This is a genomic window from Sulfitobacter sp. OXR-159 (assembly GCF_034377145.1).
GTDB lineage: Bacteria > Pseudomonadota > Alphaproteobacteria > Rhodobacterales > Rhodobacteraceae > Sulfitobacter.
The window spans coordinates 3,281,718-3,294,618 of sequence record NZ_CP139707.1; the positions used below are offsets into that span (position 1 = coordinate 3,281,718).

The 12,901-nt window shown below is 62.8% G+C and carries 13 protein-coding genes and 1 other RNA gene; 8 read left to right on the forward strand and 6 right to left on the reverse strand.

Annotation, left to right across the window (positions count from 1 at the left end):
• Nucleotides 1-24 precede the first annotated feature (24 nt).
• An RNA gene (gene ffs / locus T8A63_RS16810) (signal recognition particle sRNA small type) lies at nucleotides 25-122 on the forward strand.
• A 168-nt stretch (nucleotides 123-290) separates the two neighbouring features.
• Here the strand turns inward: ffs and T8A63_RS16815 are convergent.
• Nucleotides 291-1,124, reverse strand: a complete 834-nt coding sequence (locus tag T8A63_RS16815; protein ID WP_067624885.1) for a neutral zinc metallopeptidase — start codon at nucleotides 1,122-1,124, stop codon at nucleotides 291-293.
• Nucleotides 1,125-1,187: 63 nt separating this feature from the next.
• Between T8A63_RS16815 and T8A63_RS16820 the strand changes: the two genes are divergently transcribed.
• The 4 genes from T8A63_RS16820 (at nucleotide 1,188) to recR (ending at nucleotide 4,431) form a co-directional block, all read left to right on the forward strand.
• The gene (locus T8A63_RS16820) at nucleotides 1,188-1,550 is read left to right on the forward strand and encodes a YidH family protein (protein ID WP_067940430.1); all 363 of its coding nucleotides are present in this window, start codon (nucleotides 1,188-1,190) and stop codon (nucleotides 1,548-1,550) included.
• Between the two features lie 77 nt (nucleotides 1,551-1,627).
• The gene (locus tag T8A63_RS16825) at nucleotides 1,628-3,388 is read left to right on the forward strand and encodes a DNA polymerase III subunit gamma/tau (RefSeq protein WP_322344483.1); all 1,761 of its coding nucleotides are present in this window, start codon (nucleotides 1,628-1,630) and stop codon (nucleotides 3,386-3,388) included.
• 52 nt (nucleotides 3,389-3,440) lie between these two features.
• Entirely contained in the window at nucleotides 3,441-3,785 is a 345-nt protein-coding gene (locus T8A63_RS16830) for a YbaB/EbfC family nucleoid-associated protein (protein WP_322344484.1), read from the forward strand.
• Between the two features lie 52 nt (nucleotides 3,786-3,837).
• Nucleotides 3,838-4,431, forward strand: a complete 594-nt coding sequence (gene recR, locus T8A63_RS16835; protein ID WP_067624873.1) for a recombination mediator RecR — start codon at nucleotides 3,838-3,840, stop codon at nucleotides 4,429-4,431.
• A 78-nt stretch (nucleotides 4,432-4,509) separates the two neighbouring features.
• On the opposite strand, the gene T8A63_RS16840 is transcribed toward recR, so the two are convergent.
• From T8A63_RS16840 to T8A63_RS16850, 3 genes are all read right to left on the reverse strand, one after another.
• Nucleotides 4,510-5,688 (reverse strand): type III PLP-dependent enzyme, encoded by a 1,179-nt coding sequence (locus tag T8A63_RS16840; RefSeq protein WP_322344485.1) that lies wholly within the window; start codon nucleotides 5,686-5,688, stop codon nucleotides 4,510-4,512.
• Between the two features lie 186 nt (nucleotides 5,689-5,874).
• Nucleotides 5,875-6,996 carry an endonuclease/exonuclease/phosphatase family protein gene (locus T8A63_RS16845; protein WP_322344486.1) on the reverse strand — a complete coding sequence of 374 codons (1,122 nt, stop codon included), beginning with the start codon at nucleotides 6,994-6,996 and terminating at the stop codon, nucleotides 5,875-5,877.
• Between the two features lie 119 nt (nucleotides 6,997-7,115).
• Nucleotides 7,116-7,895 (reverse strand): DUF1013 domain-containing protein, encoded by a 780-nt coding sequence (locus T8A63_RS16850; protein WP_322344487.1) that lies wholly within the window; start codon nucleotides 7,893-7,895, stop codon nucleotides 7,116-7,118.
• Nucleotides 7,896-8,018: 123 nt separating this feature from the next.
• Here T8A63_RS16850 and T8A63_RS16855 point away from each other — a divergent pair, with 123 nt between their 5' ends.
• On the forward strand, nucleotides 8,019-8,663 hold the full coding sequence (locus T8A63_RS16855; RefSeq protein ID WP_322344488.1) for a ribonuclease T2: 645 nt from the start codon (nucleotides 8,019-8,021) through the stop codon (nucleotides 8,661-8,663).
• Nucleotides 8,664-8,825: 162 nt separating this feature from the next.
• On the opposite strand, the gene T8A63_RS16860 is transcribed toward T8A63_RS16855, so the two are convergent.
• On the reverse strand, nucleotides 8,826-9,836 hold the full coding sequence (locus tag T8A63_RS16860) for an NAD(P)H-quinone oxidoreductase (protein ID WP_322344489.1): 1,011 nt from the start codon (nucleotides 9,834-9,836) through the stop codon (nucleotides 8,826-8,828).
• 98 nt (nucleotides 9,837-9,934) lie between these two features.
• Here T8A63_RS16860 and T8A63_RS16865 point away from each other — a divergent pair, with 98 nt between their 5' ends.
• Nucleotides 9,935-11,164: an AMP-binding protein gene (locus T8A63_RS16865; RefSeq protein ID WP_322344490.1), complete on the forward strand. Its 1,230-nt coding sequence runs from the start codon at nucleotides 9,935-9,937 to the stop codon at nucleotides 11,162-11,164.
• On the forward strand, nucleotides 11,161-12,267 hold the full coding sequence (locus T8A63_RS16870) for a thiolase family protein (protein WP_322344491.1): 1,107 nt from the start codon (nucleotides 11,161-11,163) through the stop codon (nucleotides 12,265-12,267). Before T8A63_RS16865 ends, T8A63_RS16870 begins: the two co-directional genes overlap by 4 nt.
• 36 nt (nucleotides 12,268-12,303) lie before the next feature.
• On the opposite strand, the gene T8A63_RS16875 is transcribed toward T8A63_RS16870, so the two are convergent.
• Entirely contained in the window at nucleotides 12,304-12,849 is a 546-nt protein-coding gene (locus T8A63_RS16875) for a biotin transporter BioY (protein WP_067624844.1), read from the reverse strand.
• Nucleotides 12,850-12,901: the final 52 nt, after the last annotated feature.

The following is a 12,901-nucleotide window of genomic DNA, read 5'->3' on the forward strand; positions in this document are numbered from 1 at the left end:
ATCCTTCCCCTCCTATATGGGCCTTGAGAGGTTGGTGCGGGCAAGCGCCTCGCCAACCCGGTCAGATCCGGAAGGAAGCAGCCGTAACGAGCCCCGCTTGGGTCGTTATCAGCCTCTCACCACCGTCTCATTGTGCAATGCGACGCCCCGGCAGTCGTTCCGCAGGAACGATGAGAGGGGTCGCTTCTCCAAAGAAATTGTCGCGGTTGAGAGATAACAGGCCCGGCGACATGCCCCGCCTGCGGGCACCACGGGCATCGCCCCCTAGGGAGGGCGCCGCCCACATCATCTTACAGCCGATCCGCCTCAAATGTATCACAGGCCGCGATCTCGCCGCTCTCAAAGCCCCGTTCGAACCAACGCGCACGTTGCTCTGACGTGCCATGGGTAAAGGTATGCGGTTGTGGCACCTGACCGGCCTGCCGTTGCAAATGGTCATCTCCGATCATCCGCGCCGCATTCAGAGCTTCCTGAAGGTCGCCTTTCTCCATCAACCCTTCGACGTTCGACGCCCAGATCCCTGAAAAACAATCAGCCATCAGTTCAAGCCGCACGGTCAGGGCATTCGCCTCAACCTGAGAGGACTGCTGCCGCATCCGGGCCACCTGCGGCAAGACGCCGATCTCATTTTGCACATGATGGGCGACCTCATGCGCGATCACATAGGCCGCCGCGAAATCGCCCTCTGCACCAAGGCGCTGGTCCAGCGTGCGGAAAAAGGCGGTGTCGAGATAGGCCATGTTATCCGCCGGGCAGTAAAAGGGGCCGGTTGCGCCGGAGGCACCGCCACAGGCGCTTTGGGTGACATTCTCGAACACGACAAGCTTGGGCGGCGTATATGTTTCCCCCAGTTGCTCTTGGAAAATCCGGCTCCAGACCTGTTCTGTCGTGGTCAGCACGCGGGCGGCGAAATCGACTTGCGGGTCTTCGCTGTCGCTCAGCGGGCGGGACTGCTGGACCTGACCGCCGCCTTGGCCGGTCAATAGCGGGGTCACGTCGATGCCGGTGAAATATCCAATGGCCATAACCGCCAGAACGCCCACCAGACCAAGTCCGCCAGCCTTGCCGGCGCCTCCGCTACGGCGAATGACATTCTTGCTCCGCCCAATTCCCCGCAAACGCATGAACCGTCCCCCGCTATGTCAAAGTTTATTGCCACATGAACGCGCAAAGCGCAGATTGGTTCAATGAAGGATAAAAACGATCTCGCTGAGAGCCGCACCGATTGGGCCGAGGACCGCACGATCCTGGCCAATGAGCGCACCTTTGCGGGCTGGATGCGCACCGGCATGGCCTGTGTGGCCGTGGCGATTGGTCTGCGTGCCGTCTTTGGTGAGTTTGAGCCGACATGGGTGGCCAAGGCTGTGGCCTCGGTCTTCATCATAGCCGCGCTCTATGTCTATTGGGCGGCACAGGCGTCGGCGGCGAAAACCCAAAAGCGGCTGAGCGACCATCACGCCAACGCCCAGCCCAACGGTCGCATGAAAATTCTGGCCGCGATCCTTGCGGTTGCCTCAACCGGCGTCGGCGCGATCCTCTGGATGCTCTGAGCATCCCGCAAGCACGGTAGACGCCACGGCGCGGAGCGCCTAGTTTACGGCCTTGACCGAATCCGATCTGGGGCACCATGACAGATACATCCGCCTACCGCGTTCTGGCCCGCAAATACCGGCCCGAAACCTTTGCCGATCTTGTCGGCCAAGACGCCATGGTGCGCACGCTCAAGAACGCTTTTGCCGCCGACCGGATCGCGCAGGCCTTTGTGATGACGGGCATCCGCGGCACCGGCAAGACGACCACCGCGCGGATCATCGCCAAGGGGATGAACTGCATCGGGCCGGACGGTAACGGCGGGCCAACGACTGATCCCTGCGGCGTGTGCGAACACTGCACCGCGATCATGGAAGGCCGCCACGTCGACGTGATGGAGATGGACGCGGCCTCGAACACTGGCGTCGCCAACATCCGCGAGATCATCGATTCGGTGCACTATCGCGCCGCCTCGGCCCGCTACAAAGTCTATATCATCGACGAAGTGCACATGCTTTCCACCGGCGCGTTCAACGCGCTGCTGAAGACGTTGGAAGAGCCGCCCGAACACGTCAAATTCATCTTCGCCACCACCGAGATCCGCAAGGTGCCTGTGACCGTGCTGTCGCGCTGTCAGCGCTTCGATCTGCGCCGGATTGAGCCCGAAGTGATGATTGCTCTGCTGCGCAAAATCGCCACAGCCGAGGGGGCCGAGATCACCGACGACGCGCTGGCGCTCATCACCCGCGCCGCCGAAGGCTCCGCCCGTGATGCGACCTCGCTGCTGGATCAAGCGATCAGCCACGGCGCGGGCGAAACCGGCGCCGAACAGGTGCGCGCCATGCTGGGGCTGGCCGACCGGGGCCGGGTGCTGGACCTCTTTGACATGGTGCTGCGTGGTGACGCAGGCGCGGCGCTGACGGAACTTTCCGCGCAATATGCCGATGGGGCCGACCCGATGGCGGTGCTACGCGATCTGGCCGAGATCACCCACTGGGTGTCGGTCGTTAAAATCACACCTGATGCCGCCGAAGACCCCACAATCGCCCCGGAAGAACGCGCCCGTGGCCAGCAAATGGCCGAGACCCTGCCGATGCGCGTGCTGACGCGGCTGTGGCAGATGCTGCTCAAGGCGCTGGACGAAGTCGCCGCCGCCCCCAACGCGATGATGGCCGCCGAAATGGCCGTGATCCGCCTGACCCATGTGGCCGATCTGCCTTCGCCCGAGGAACTGGTGCGCAAGCTGCAAAACAGCACGCCACCCCCGGCCCCCGGCCCCGTCGGTGGCAGCGGCGGCGGCAATGGCGCGCCCCAAGGCAGCACCGGCGCGCAGGCCGTGCAACACGCCCAGCAGCGCATGGCATCTAACCCCGGTCCACAGGGGCAGAGCACCACCTTGGCGCAAGACCTGAACGCCGCGCTGGCCCGCTTCCCGACCTTTGAACATGTGGTTGAGCTGATCCGCGTGAACCGCGATGTAAAACTGCTGGTCGAGGTCGAAACCTGCCTGCAACTGGCCGCCTATCAGCCCGGTCGCATCGAATTCGTCCCCACCGACGACGCGCCCCGCGATCTGGCGCAACGGCTGGGGCAAAAGCTGCAACTCTGGACCGGCAACCGCTGGGCGGTGTCGCTGGTCAACGAGGGCGGCGCCGAAACCATCGCACAGATCCGCGATGCGCGTGAACTTGCGCTGAAGAAACAGGCCCAAGAGCACCCGATGATGCAGGCCGTGTTGGCACAGTTCCCCAAGGCCCGCATCACCGCGATCCGCACCCCCGAAGACATCGCCGCCGCCGCCACGGCAGAGGCGCTGCCAGAGGTCGAAGACGAATGGGATCCGTTCGAGGACGGTTGATACCCCCCACCTCACGCCACATATAAACGACAACACAACAAGGAGACCCCAGATGCTCAAGGGATTAGGCGGCCTCGGCGATATGGCCGGGATGATGAAAAAAGCTCAGGAAATGCAGGGCAAAATGGCCGAACTGCAAGAGGAGATGCACAATATCACCGTTCAGGGTGAATCCGGTGCGGGCCTCGTCAAAGCGACCTGTAGCGCCAAGGGTGAGTTGAAGGGTCTCGATATCGACCCGTCGATCTTTAACAAAGACGAGAAAGAAGTCGTCGAAGACCTGATCCTTGCCGCCATCAAAGACGCGCAGAGTAAAGCCTCTGAACGTGCGCAGGCCGAGATGAGCAAGCTGACCGAAGGCATGGGCCTGCCCGCAGGTATGAAACTGCCCTTCTAAACGGTTGGGGCGGAAACGCCCCTCCCTTCCCTTTTCCCACAGGTGCCCCGCCTTGAGCTCTACCCGCGACATCGACGCTTTGATCGAGCTGATGGCGAAACTGCCCGGCCTTGGCCCCCGCTCGGCCCGGCGCGCGGTGCTGCACCTGATCCGCAAACGCGCGCTGTTGCTGACGCCCCTGTCCGACCTGATGCAGACCGTCGCCGCCACGGCGCGCGAATGCCTGAACTGCGGCAACGTGGGCACCGCTGATGTCTGCGACATCTGCACCTCTGAAAAACGCGCCAATGGCGAGCTTTGCGTGGTCGAGGATGTGGCTGACCTTTGGGCGATGGAACGGTCCGGCGTGTTCAAGGGCCGCTATCATGTGCTGGGCGGCACGCTCTCGGCGCTGGATGCCATCGGCCCGCAGGAATTGCGTATCCCGCGTCTGGTGGACCGGATCGACACCGAAGGCGTGAGCGAGGTGATCCTCGCGCTCAACGCCACGATCGACGGGCAGACCACGGCGCATTACATCGCGGATCAGTTGGAGGGCCGGGTGCGGCTCACCTCCCTCGCTCAAGGGGTGCCGATTGGCGGGGAGTTGGATTACCTCGACGACGGGACGATCACCGCCGCAATGCAGGCGCGTAAGTCGATTTAACCCTACCCAGAATCAAAGCGGGCCGCCCGCTCCTCCCAAAGCAGACGGCCCTTTTCCGTGGCGACGCAGATCGTGCTGTCAGAGCACGATCACATCAAGCGGCGGAAATCCATTGAACCCAACCGAACTGTAAGAGCTTGTGTAGGCTCCGCAAGCGCGAATCATCACTTTATCGCCATCGCGCAGGGCCAAAGGCAGATGAATCGGTCGTTTTTCGTAAAGAATGTCCGCCGAATCGCAGGACGGGCCAGCCAAAACGCAGGGTCCGGTCTCTTCGCCGTCGTGCGGGGTGACGATCTGATAGCGAATCGCTTCGCCTTCAGTTTCCGCCAGACCCGAGAAACGACCGATATCCAGATAGACCCAACGGTGCAGATCATCCGCGGACTTACGGCTCACCAACATGACTTCGGCGGCGATGTGACCGGCCTCGGCCACCAGACCACGGCCCGGCTCTGCCATCACTTGCGGCACGTCGCCAAAGCGGGCTTTGACGGCGCGCATCACAGCGGCAGCATAGGCGCGGGGCGCTTCGATGCTCTCGCCGTAAAAGGCTGGAAAGCCGCCGCCGAGGTTCAGCAGTTGCAGGTCATGGCCATCTGCGCGGGCGGCATGCCACAGCGGCGCGACCTGATCCAACACCGGGTTCCAGAACTCCGCCTTTCGGGTCTGCGAGCCGACGTGGAAGGACAGGCCGAAGGGCACGAGGCCCACGGCAACCGCGTGGTTCAGCAGCGCAGGCAGCGCGGAACCGGCACAGCCGAATTTGCGGCTAAGCGGCCAGTCTGCCATGGAGTTTTCAACGATCAAGCGCAGGTAGACCCGCGCGCCCGGTGCATGGGCGGCGATTTTGTCGAGTTCGGCTTCGCTGTCGGCTGCGAACAGGGTCACGCCTGCGGAATGCGCAAAAGCGATGTCGGAGGCGCGTTTGATGGTGTTGCCGAAGGAGATGTTTTCCGGTTTCGCACCTTGGCCGAGGCAAAGCTCAATCTCTGCCCGCGAGGCCGCGTCAAAGCCAGAGCCCTTTTTGACCAGCAGACGGATGATTTCCGGCGCCGGGTTTGCCTTCACCGCGTAGTGGATATGCGCCTCGCCCAGCCCCTTGTGCAGCGCGTCATATTGCGCGGCGACACGGTCGCGGCTGATCACCAGCGTTGGTTTGTCAAAGCTGTTGGCAGCGATATAGGCGGCAGCCGGATCGGCGAATGCAGTGGATGCGGTGCGCAGGGCACCGGGGACTGTAGCGTTCATGGTCATCTCCAAAGAGCAGGTGGGGCTGGTTCCCCGCGTGTCGTTTCAAGAGACGTTACCGTCGCTACATAAACGCGGGTCAGTCAGAGTAGGAACTGACCGGCCAGAGGCGCGTGCGTTGGCGTCTGTAATGCGCCACATACGCCGTTTTAGGATTCGTACAAGGGGTAAAATTAGCCGAGAGGCAGATTGTTAGGCTTCCTCATCTTCCCAGTCACTACCGATGGGGTCGCGGTCTCTTTTGCGTTCTTCTTTGATCATATCTTTGGTTTCTTGCTCCTCTTCTGGATCGGTTTCTTCGGGGTCACTTTCGGCGGCTTCGGTCCGGGCCAACGCCAAGACAAACCACATGGGGAAGTGATCCGACCCGATCTTATCAAGTCGGTCCATCTCAAGCAGGCGGAACTGCGGGTCGTGGAACAGGTGATCGAGCGGCCAGCGCATCCACGGCATCGTCGCGCTAAAGGTGTTATACATGCCGCGCCCCACGCGCGGGTCCAGCAGGGCAGAGAGCCGTTGGAAGCGCCGCGTCGTCGTGGACCAAGCTACATCGTTCAGATCACCGGTAACAACGGCGGGCAGCGGATCTTTCTCGGCCTCGATACCGACCATCGCAATCTCGCTGTCGCGCCCCTTGGTGTCATGTTCGATCACAGGCGGTTCGGGGTGCACGACATAGAGGCGGAAATCCTCCCCCATCGGCAAATGCACCCGGGCGCGGATCGACGGCACGTCGCGCGTCACCAACTCCCGCACCTCGACCTCCGACAGCGGCAGTTTCGACATCACGCAAAGCCCGTAGCCATTGTCGAGCGGCACCTCGATGCGGTGCTCGTAGTTCTTGCCCAGCCCGGCATCCAGCGCATCAATCCAATCCTGATCCACTTCGATGGCCATGAAGATATCCGGCACCCGCGCCTCAACGAGGGCGATGAGCTTGCCATAGTCCCGGTTGGATTTCTTGACGTTAGCCGCCAGCAGGCTGAAATGGCGGTCCGTCTCGCGGCGCAGCTCGGGCGAAGCGGCGAGCGATTGCTTGCGCCAAATTGGGGTGAACTTGGTGATATAAAGCGCCTGAAGCGCTGCCACGCCCAGCATGAGTGCGATGCCAATCATGCCGTAAGTCGTTGTCGGCCCTTGGACCAGCGCAAAGGCGGCGGCCAGCAGCAGCGCCAGACCAAGGAATTGCTCACGTGGAAAGGCCAGCCCCCGGATCGCCCCGAAAGGCAGCTTGCTCAGCGGCAGCAGGCTGCACAGTATCAGTAGCCCTGCCAGCCCCCAGATCATCCAGTCCAATGCCGTTTCCAAATCCATCCCCCGGCGCAAAGCGCCTTTTTAACAAAGAGAAACAGGGCGCCGAAGAATCCGACGCCCTGTCACGTTAACACATCCTTGTGGCGAAAGTTCCTTCCGCCACACCGCCCTGAAGGGGCTTAGCCCTTGGCCTTGTCTTCATCCTCGTCGTCTTCATCGGTGCTCTCTGGCAGCGAGAAGAAGCTGTCGGCGTCGGAGTAATCGCCCTTGGAATGATCATCTTCCTCTTCGTCGTCCGTGCTGTTGCCGGAGAGGGTGAAGGTCTCCAGACCTTCGATGGCCGTGGGGATTTTGGGCTCGTTGTCCATGCCGAGGCTCTGCTCAGTCGACACCAGCTTGCGGCGCTCGTCGTCGTTCATCACTTCGCCCGCAGCGGCCTTTTTCGCGGCGGCCTTTTGCACGGCGGCGTCAAGCTCGGACTGCTTACACAGGCCCAAGGCAACCGGGTCGATCGGCTGGATATTGGAAATGTTCCAGTGCGTGCGCTCACGAATCGCTTGGATTGTCGGCTTGGTGGTACCCACCAGTTTGCTGACCTGACCATCGCTAAGCTCGGGGTGGAACTTGACCAACCACAAGATCGACGCCGGACGGTCCTGACGTTTGCTGAGCGGGGTATAGCGCGGGCCGCGACGTTTCTCTTCGCCCTCGGCGGCGGCGTTGAACTTGAGCTTCAGCTTGTGCAGCGGATTGTCCTGCGCCGCGTCGATCTCTTCTTGAGTGAGCTGGTTGTTGGCAACCGGATCAAAACCCTTCACGCCCTGCGCCACGTCGCCATCGGCGATGCCCTGCACTTCCAATTCATGCATGCCGACGAAATCAGCGATCTGCTTGAAGCTGATGGTGGTGTTGTCCACGAGCCAGACGGCGGTGGCTTTGGCCATAATCGGTTTTGCCATGTCACTCTCCTAAAAACGCAATTTTCCCGTCGCCTGAAAGGCTGTCCTGCTTGGCAGAACGGTCTTCATTGTCGGGGAAGTTGCGGGCTGTATACTGGCTCAAACGTCATAAGGAAAGACCCAATGCGGCCACTGCGCGCCTGTCTGCTGATCCTCGGGCTGCTTGCCCCCGCCCCCTCTCTGGCCGAGGGGGAGCGTTCGGGTGAATTCGACTATTACGTCATGTCCCTGTCATGGTCGCCCAATTGGTGCGAATTGACCGGCGACGCGCGGCAGTCTCCGCAATGCGATGCGGATAAGGACCACGGCTGGACCCTGCATGGGCTTTGGCCACAATTCACGCGCGGGTATCCGTCCTATTGCCAAAGCGGCCAGCGCCCGCCCAACCGCGCACAGACCGGGGCAATGGCCGATATCATGGGCACCGGGGGCTTGGCATGGCATCAATGGAAGAAACACGGCTCTTGCAGCGGGCTGGATTCGGCGGATTATTTTGCCCTCTCACGAGAGGCCTACGCCCGCATCAACCGCCCCGAGGTCTTTCGCAAGCTCGACCGCGCCGTTTCCCTGCCCGCCTCCGTGGTAGAGGAGGCATTCCTCAAGGCGAACCCCGACCTGACCGCACAGGGGATCACCATCACCTGCAAGCAAGGCCACATCCAAGAGGCGCGCATCTGTCTGTCTCGCAGTCTTGAGTTCATCCCCTGCGGGCCAGACGTTCGGCGGGACTGTACGCTTGATAACGCCCTGTTCACCCCTCTGCGCTAAACCCATCGGCGCGGGTATCTGGACGAAAACGGGAGAGGCGTAATTTCCTCCCCCGCATTCAATGCCTTTCGGCTCTCTCTCCAACACGGGTGGCTGGCGTCCCGGCCACCCGTGCTATCAGTAAACGAATTACTGGTTAACAATTCGTTACTGATTCAAATTTTATTGGTCTGCCTCGGCGTCCAGCGCGCCACCGACCTTTAGAACGATCTTGCCGATATGGCCGCTGGCCTCCATCCGGCGGTGCGCGTCATTCGCCTCGGACAGGTCATAGGTGCTGTCCATCACCGGGGCGACGCGGCCCTGCTCCAACAGGGGCCAGACGTTTTGCAAAAGCTCCTCTGCAATCCGCGCCTTGGCCAGATCGCTTTGCGGGCGCAGGGTCGATCCGGTCATGGTCAGGCGGCGGGTCATCAGCGTGACAAAGTTCACCTCCTGTTTGGCGCCCTGCAGGAAAGCGATCTGCACCAGCCTGCCATCTTCGGCCAAAGCCTTCAGGTTGCGGTTGATATAGCTGCCCCCGACCATATCGAGAATCACATCCGCGCCGCCCTCGGCCTGCAGCACGTCAACGAAATCCGTATCCCGATAGTTGATCGCCACTTCGGCCCCCAGCTTCATGCAGGCCGAGCATTTGCTATCCGTGCCCGCGGTCACAAACACCCGCGCACCCAAAATGCGCGCCAGTTGGATCGCCGTGGTGCCGATGCCGGAAGATCCGCCGTGGATCAGCACTTTCTCCCCAGCCTTAAGCCCGCCCCGCATGAAGAGGTTGGACCAGACGGTAAAGAACGTCTCGGGCAGGCAGGCCGCTTCTTTCAGCCCCATGCCTTCGGGGATCGGCAGGCAATGCGCGGCGGGGGTGGCCACATATTCGGCATAGCCGCCGCCGGGCAGCAGGGCGCAGACCAGATCCCCCGGTGCCAGTGTCGTCACGCCGGGGCCGACCTCGACCACCTCGCCCGAGGCCTCCAGTCCCGGCAGATCGCTGGCGGTGGCCGGCGGCGCATATTTGCCCGCACGTTGCAGCGCATCGGGGCGGTTCACCCCGGCATAGGCGACCTTGATGATGACCTGCCCATGTTTCGGTTGGGGCCGCGGGCGGGTGGTGCCCTGAAGAACGTCCGGACCGCCGGGTTCGGTGATTTCGATTGCACGCATGGTCTCTGTCATGTCTGAAGTATCCTCGGGTCTGGTTTTGCCGCAGCCTAACGGGCGGCCCCGGGGCGTGCACCCGGAATTTGAAGCCCGACGGAAGTGGGAGAAGGCGGATGCGCGCGCAAGGCAATTTCAGATGGCATCAGGACGCGCGGCTTTTCGCGGGACAATCGGAAGTGCCCCGCGCGCCCGAAGGCCAGCGCGACAGCTTCCGCGCCCTGCCCGCAACCCCGACCTTCGACGCGCTGACGGCCCTTACCACAGCGATCAGCCAGCAGGCCCCCTTTTGCCTCAGCGACCGCCCTCTGCCCGATGACATCGCCTGCCCGCCCGGCGCATTCCTTACCCTCACCGGCGGCGCGTCCGGCCAGCCCAAGGCCGTGCGCCGCAGCCAAACCTCTTGGATCGCCAGCTTTGACGTGAATGCCTACCGCTTTGCGCTGAGCAGTGGCGATAGCGTTGCTGTGCTGGGCCATCTCAGCCACTCCCTGTCGCTCTATGCCGTGCTGGAGGCGCTGCACCTCGGCCTTGACGCGCATGTCTTGGCGGATCAATCTCCCCGGAGACAGTCGGTATGTGTTGCCGAGGCGGGGGCGACGATCCTCTATGCCACGCCGACGCAATTGCGGCTGCTCGCGCGGGGTGCAGCCGCGCCACTGCCTTCGCTGCGTCTGGTTCTTTGTGGCGGCGGCGCGCTCGACGCGGCCACGCGGGCGGTGGTCAAAGGGCTCTGCCCCGAGGCTGCGGTGCCTGTCTTCTATGGCGCGGCCGAGACGAGCTTTATCACTCTGGCCGATGCGCATACCCCCGAAGGGTCCGTCGGCCGCCCCTACCCCGGCGTCAATCTCCGCCTTTTGGATAGGGCGGGGCGGCCCACCTCTGATGTGGGCGAGATTTGGGTGCGCAGCCCCTACCTTTTCGACGGTTACGCTTTGGGAAGCAGCACCGACACCCGTTGGCAGGATGGGTTTGTGACGGTGGGTGAAATAGGCGAATTGGATGCCGACGGGCATCTGTGGATCAAAGGACGGCGACAACGGATGGTGCAGATCGCCGACCAAATGGTCTTCCCCGAAGCGGTGGAGACGGTGATCGCCGCGCATACACGCCTGCCCTGCGCGGTTCTGCCCCGCGAAGACGCACTGCGGGGGCAGCATCTGGTTGCGGTGGTTGAAACTGCCGCAAAAGAACTGTCCGCCGAAGAGATCATCGCCAATTGCCGCGCAGCACTTGGCACGCTGGCCGCCCCGCGTCGCGTCTTTTTTAACTCTGATCTGCCACTGCTCCCCTCGGGCAAGATCGACCTTAACGCCCTCTCCAACTGGCTGGAGGGTCAAATATGACCAGCGCCTACATCATTTCGGCCTGCCGCAGCCCGGTTACCCCGCGCGGCGGAGCCTTGGCGCACCTCTCGCTACCCGACCTCGCCGCCCCCATCCTCACCGCTGCATTGACCCGCGCAGGCATCGCGCCGCGCCAAGTTGATGAGGTGATTTGCAGCACCGCCCTTGGCCCCGGCGGCAACCCGGCGCGCAGCATCGCGCTGGCGGCGGGACTGCCTGAACATGTCGCGGGTCTCAGCATCGACCGGCAATGCGCGGGGGGCTTGGATGCGCTGGCCTTGGCGCGGCAGATGATCCTCAGCGGTGCGGCGGATATCGTCGTGGCGGGCGGCGCGGAAAGCTATTCCCGCCAACCGCTGCGCTACCGCACCTTTGCCGATAGCCGCCCGCCCGAAGCCTATACGCAAGCGCCCTTCACCCCGTGGCCCGAACGTGATCCCGACATGACCGATGCCGCCGCAGCGCTTGGCCGGTCGCAAGGCATCTCCCGTCAGGCGCAGGATGAGTGGGCCGTGGAAAGCCACGCGAAGGCACGCGCGCATCTGCCGTCCGAAACAGAGCTGGTGCCACTTGCGGGATCCGGGACCGATACCTTTACCCGCCGCCTTAGCCCCGCGCTTTGCCGGCGTGCCAAGGTACTTTCAGGTGACATCACCGCCGCCAATGCCGCCGTCGCTGCCGATGCAGCGGCCTTTTGCGTCGTTGTCTCAGACCGAATGGCGGCTGAGCTCACCGTGCCAAAAATCGAACTCATCGCCACCGCTACCAAGGGCAGCAAACCCGAAGAGCCGGGGTTGGCACCACTGGTGGCGATTGGCGAAGTCTTTCGCCAAACGGGATTAACCGCCAGCGATCTGACCCTCGCCGAGATCATGGAGGCCTATGCCGTGCAGGCCATCGCCTGCGCCACCGGCGCGGGGGTCGCGCCACAGATCGTCAACATCGGCGGGGGTGCCTTGGCACGCGGGCATCCGATTGGTGCATCGGGTGCGATCAACGCGGTGCGGCTCTGGCATGAATTGGTGGCGCGGGGGTCGGGCACCGGATTGGCGGCGATTGCCGCAGCCGGGGGGATCGGCTCTGCCGCGCTGATGCGACTGTAGCGGCCCGCCCCCTTTTGGGGGAGCGGGCCAATCGTTTTAGCTGCGCGACAACACGCTTGCGGGGCGTGCCTTGGCCAGACCGGAGGTGATGAAACCTGCCAGAACGGCTTTGATCAGGTCACCGGGGATGAAGGCTTGGACCAGCAGGGTCGCCTCAAGCAGCGTCTTGTTCAGCGTCATCATCATGCCGAAGATACCAAAGGCATAGACCACAAGGATGCCGCCCAAGACGGCCGAAACCCCGGCAGCCAGACCCACCGGCGCGTTGCGCCACTGGTCCATGATAAAGCCAGTCACAAAGGCACCGATCGGGAAGCCAACGAGGAAACCAACGGTCGGCGAGGCAAAGACGCCCAGACCGCCACGGCCTCCGGCCAAAAGCGGCAGACCAAGCGCCACCAGTGCCACGAATAGCAGTGCGGCAAGACCGCCGCGCCATGCGCCCAGCACTGTGCCACAGAGCATGACACCCAGCGACTGCGCCGTGATCGGCACACCGAAGCCAAGCGTGAATTTCGGGATCAGGCCCAATGCCGCAATCAGCGCGGCGAAGAGGGCGATCATTGTCAGATTGCGTTCCATTGAGAGGGTCCTTGAATTAAAGTTCCCAATGCCTAGGCCAGCCCTCTTCCCC

What these genes read in the sequence shown, in the direction of transcription:
- T8A63_RS16825 (WP_322344483.1), top strand. Translation starts at nt 1,628, where the DNA reads ATGACAGATACATCCGCCTACCGCGTTCTGGCCCGCAAATACCGGCCC.
- T8A63_RS16850 (WP_322344487.1), bottom strand. Translation starts at nt 7,895, where the DNA reads ATGGCAAAACCGATTATGGCCAAAGCCACCGCCGTCTGGCTCGTGGAC.
- T8A63_RS16875 (WP_067624844.1), bottom strand. Translation starts at nt 12,849, where the DNA reads ATGGAACGCAATCTGACAATGATCGCCCTCTTCGCCGCGCTGATTGCG.
- T8A63_RS16870 (WP_322344491.1), top strand. Translation starts at nt 11,161, where the DNA reads ATGACCAGCGCCTACATCATTTCGGCCTGCCGCAGCCCGGTTACCCCG.
- T8A63_RS16820 (WP_067940430.1), top strand. Translation starts at nt 1,188, where the DNA reads ATGAAGGATAAAAACGATCTCGCTGAGAGCCGCACCGATTGGGCCGAG.
- T8A63_RS16865 (WP_322344490.1), top strand. Translation starts at nt 9,935, where the DNA reads ATGCGCGCGCAAGGCAATTTCAGATGGCATCAGGACGCGCGGCTTTTC.
- T8A63_RS16860 (WP_322344489.1), bottom strand. Translation starts at nt 9,836, where the DNA reads ATGACAGAGACCATGCGTGCAATCGAAATCACCGAACCCGGCGGTCCG.
- T8A63_RS16855 (WP_322344488.1), top strand. Translation starts at nt 8,019, where the DNA reads ATGCGGCCACTGCGCGCCTGTCTGCTGATCCTCGGGCTGCTTGCCCCC.
- T8A63_RS16830 (WP_322344484.1), top strand. Translation starts at nt 3,441, where the DNA reads ATGCTCAAGGGATTAGGCGGCCTCGGCGATATGGCCGGGATGATGAAA.
- T8A63_RS16815 (WP_067624885.1), bottom strand. Translation starts at nt 1,124, where the DNA reads ATGCGTTTGCGGGGAATTGGGCGGAGCAAGAATGTCATTCGCCGTAGC.
- T8A63_RS16840 (WP_322344485.1), bottom strand. Translation starts at nt 5,688, where the DNA reads ATGACCATGAACGCTACAGTCCCCGGTGCCCTGCGCACCGCATCCACT.
- T8A63_RS16845 (WP_322344486.1), bottom strand. Translation starts at nt 6,996, where the DNA reads ATGGATTTGGAAACGGCATTGGACTGGATGATCTGGGGGCTGGCAGGG.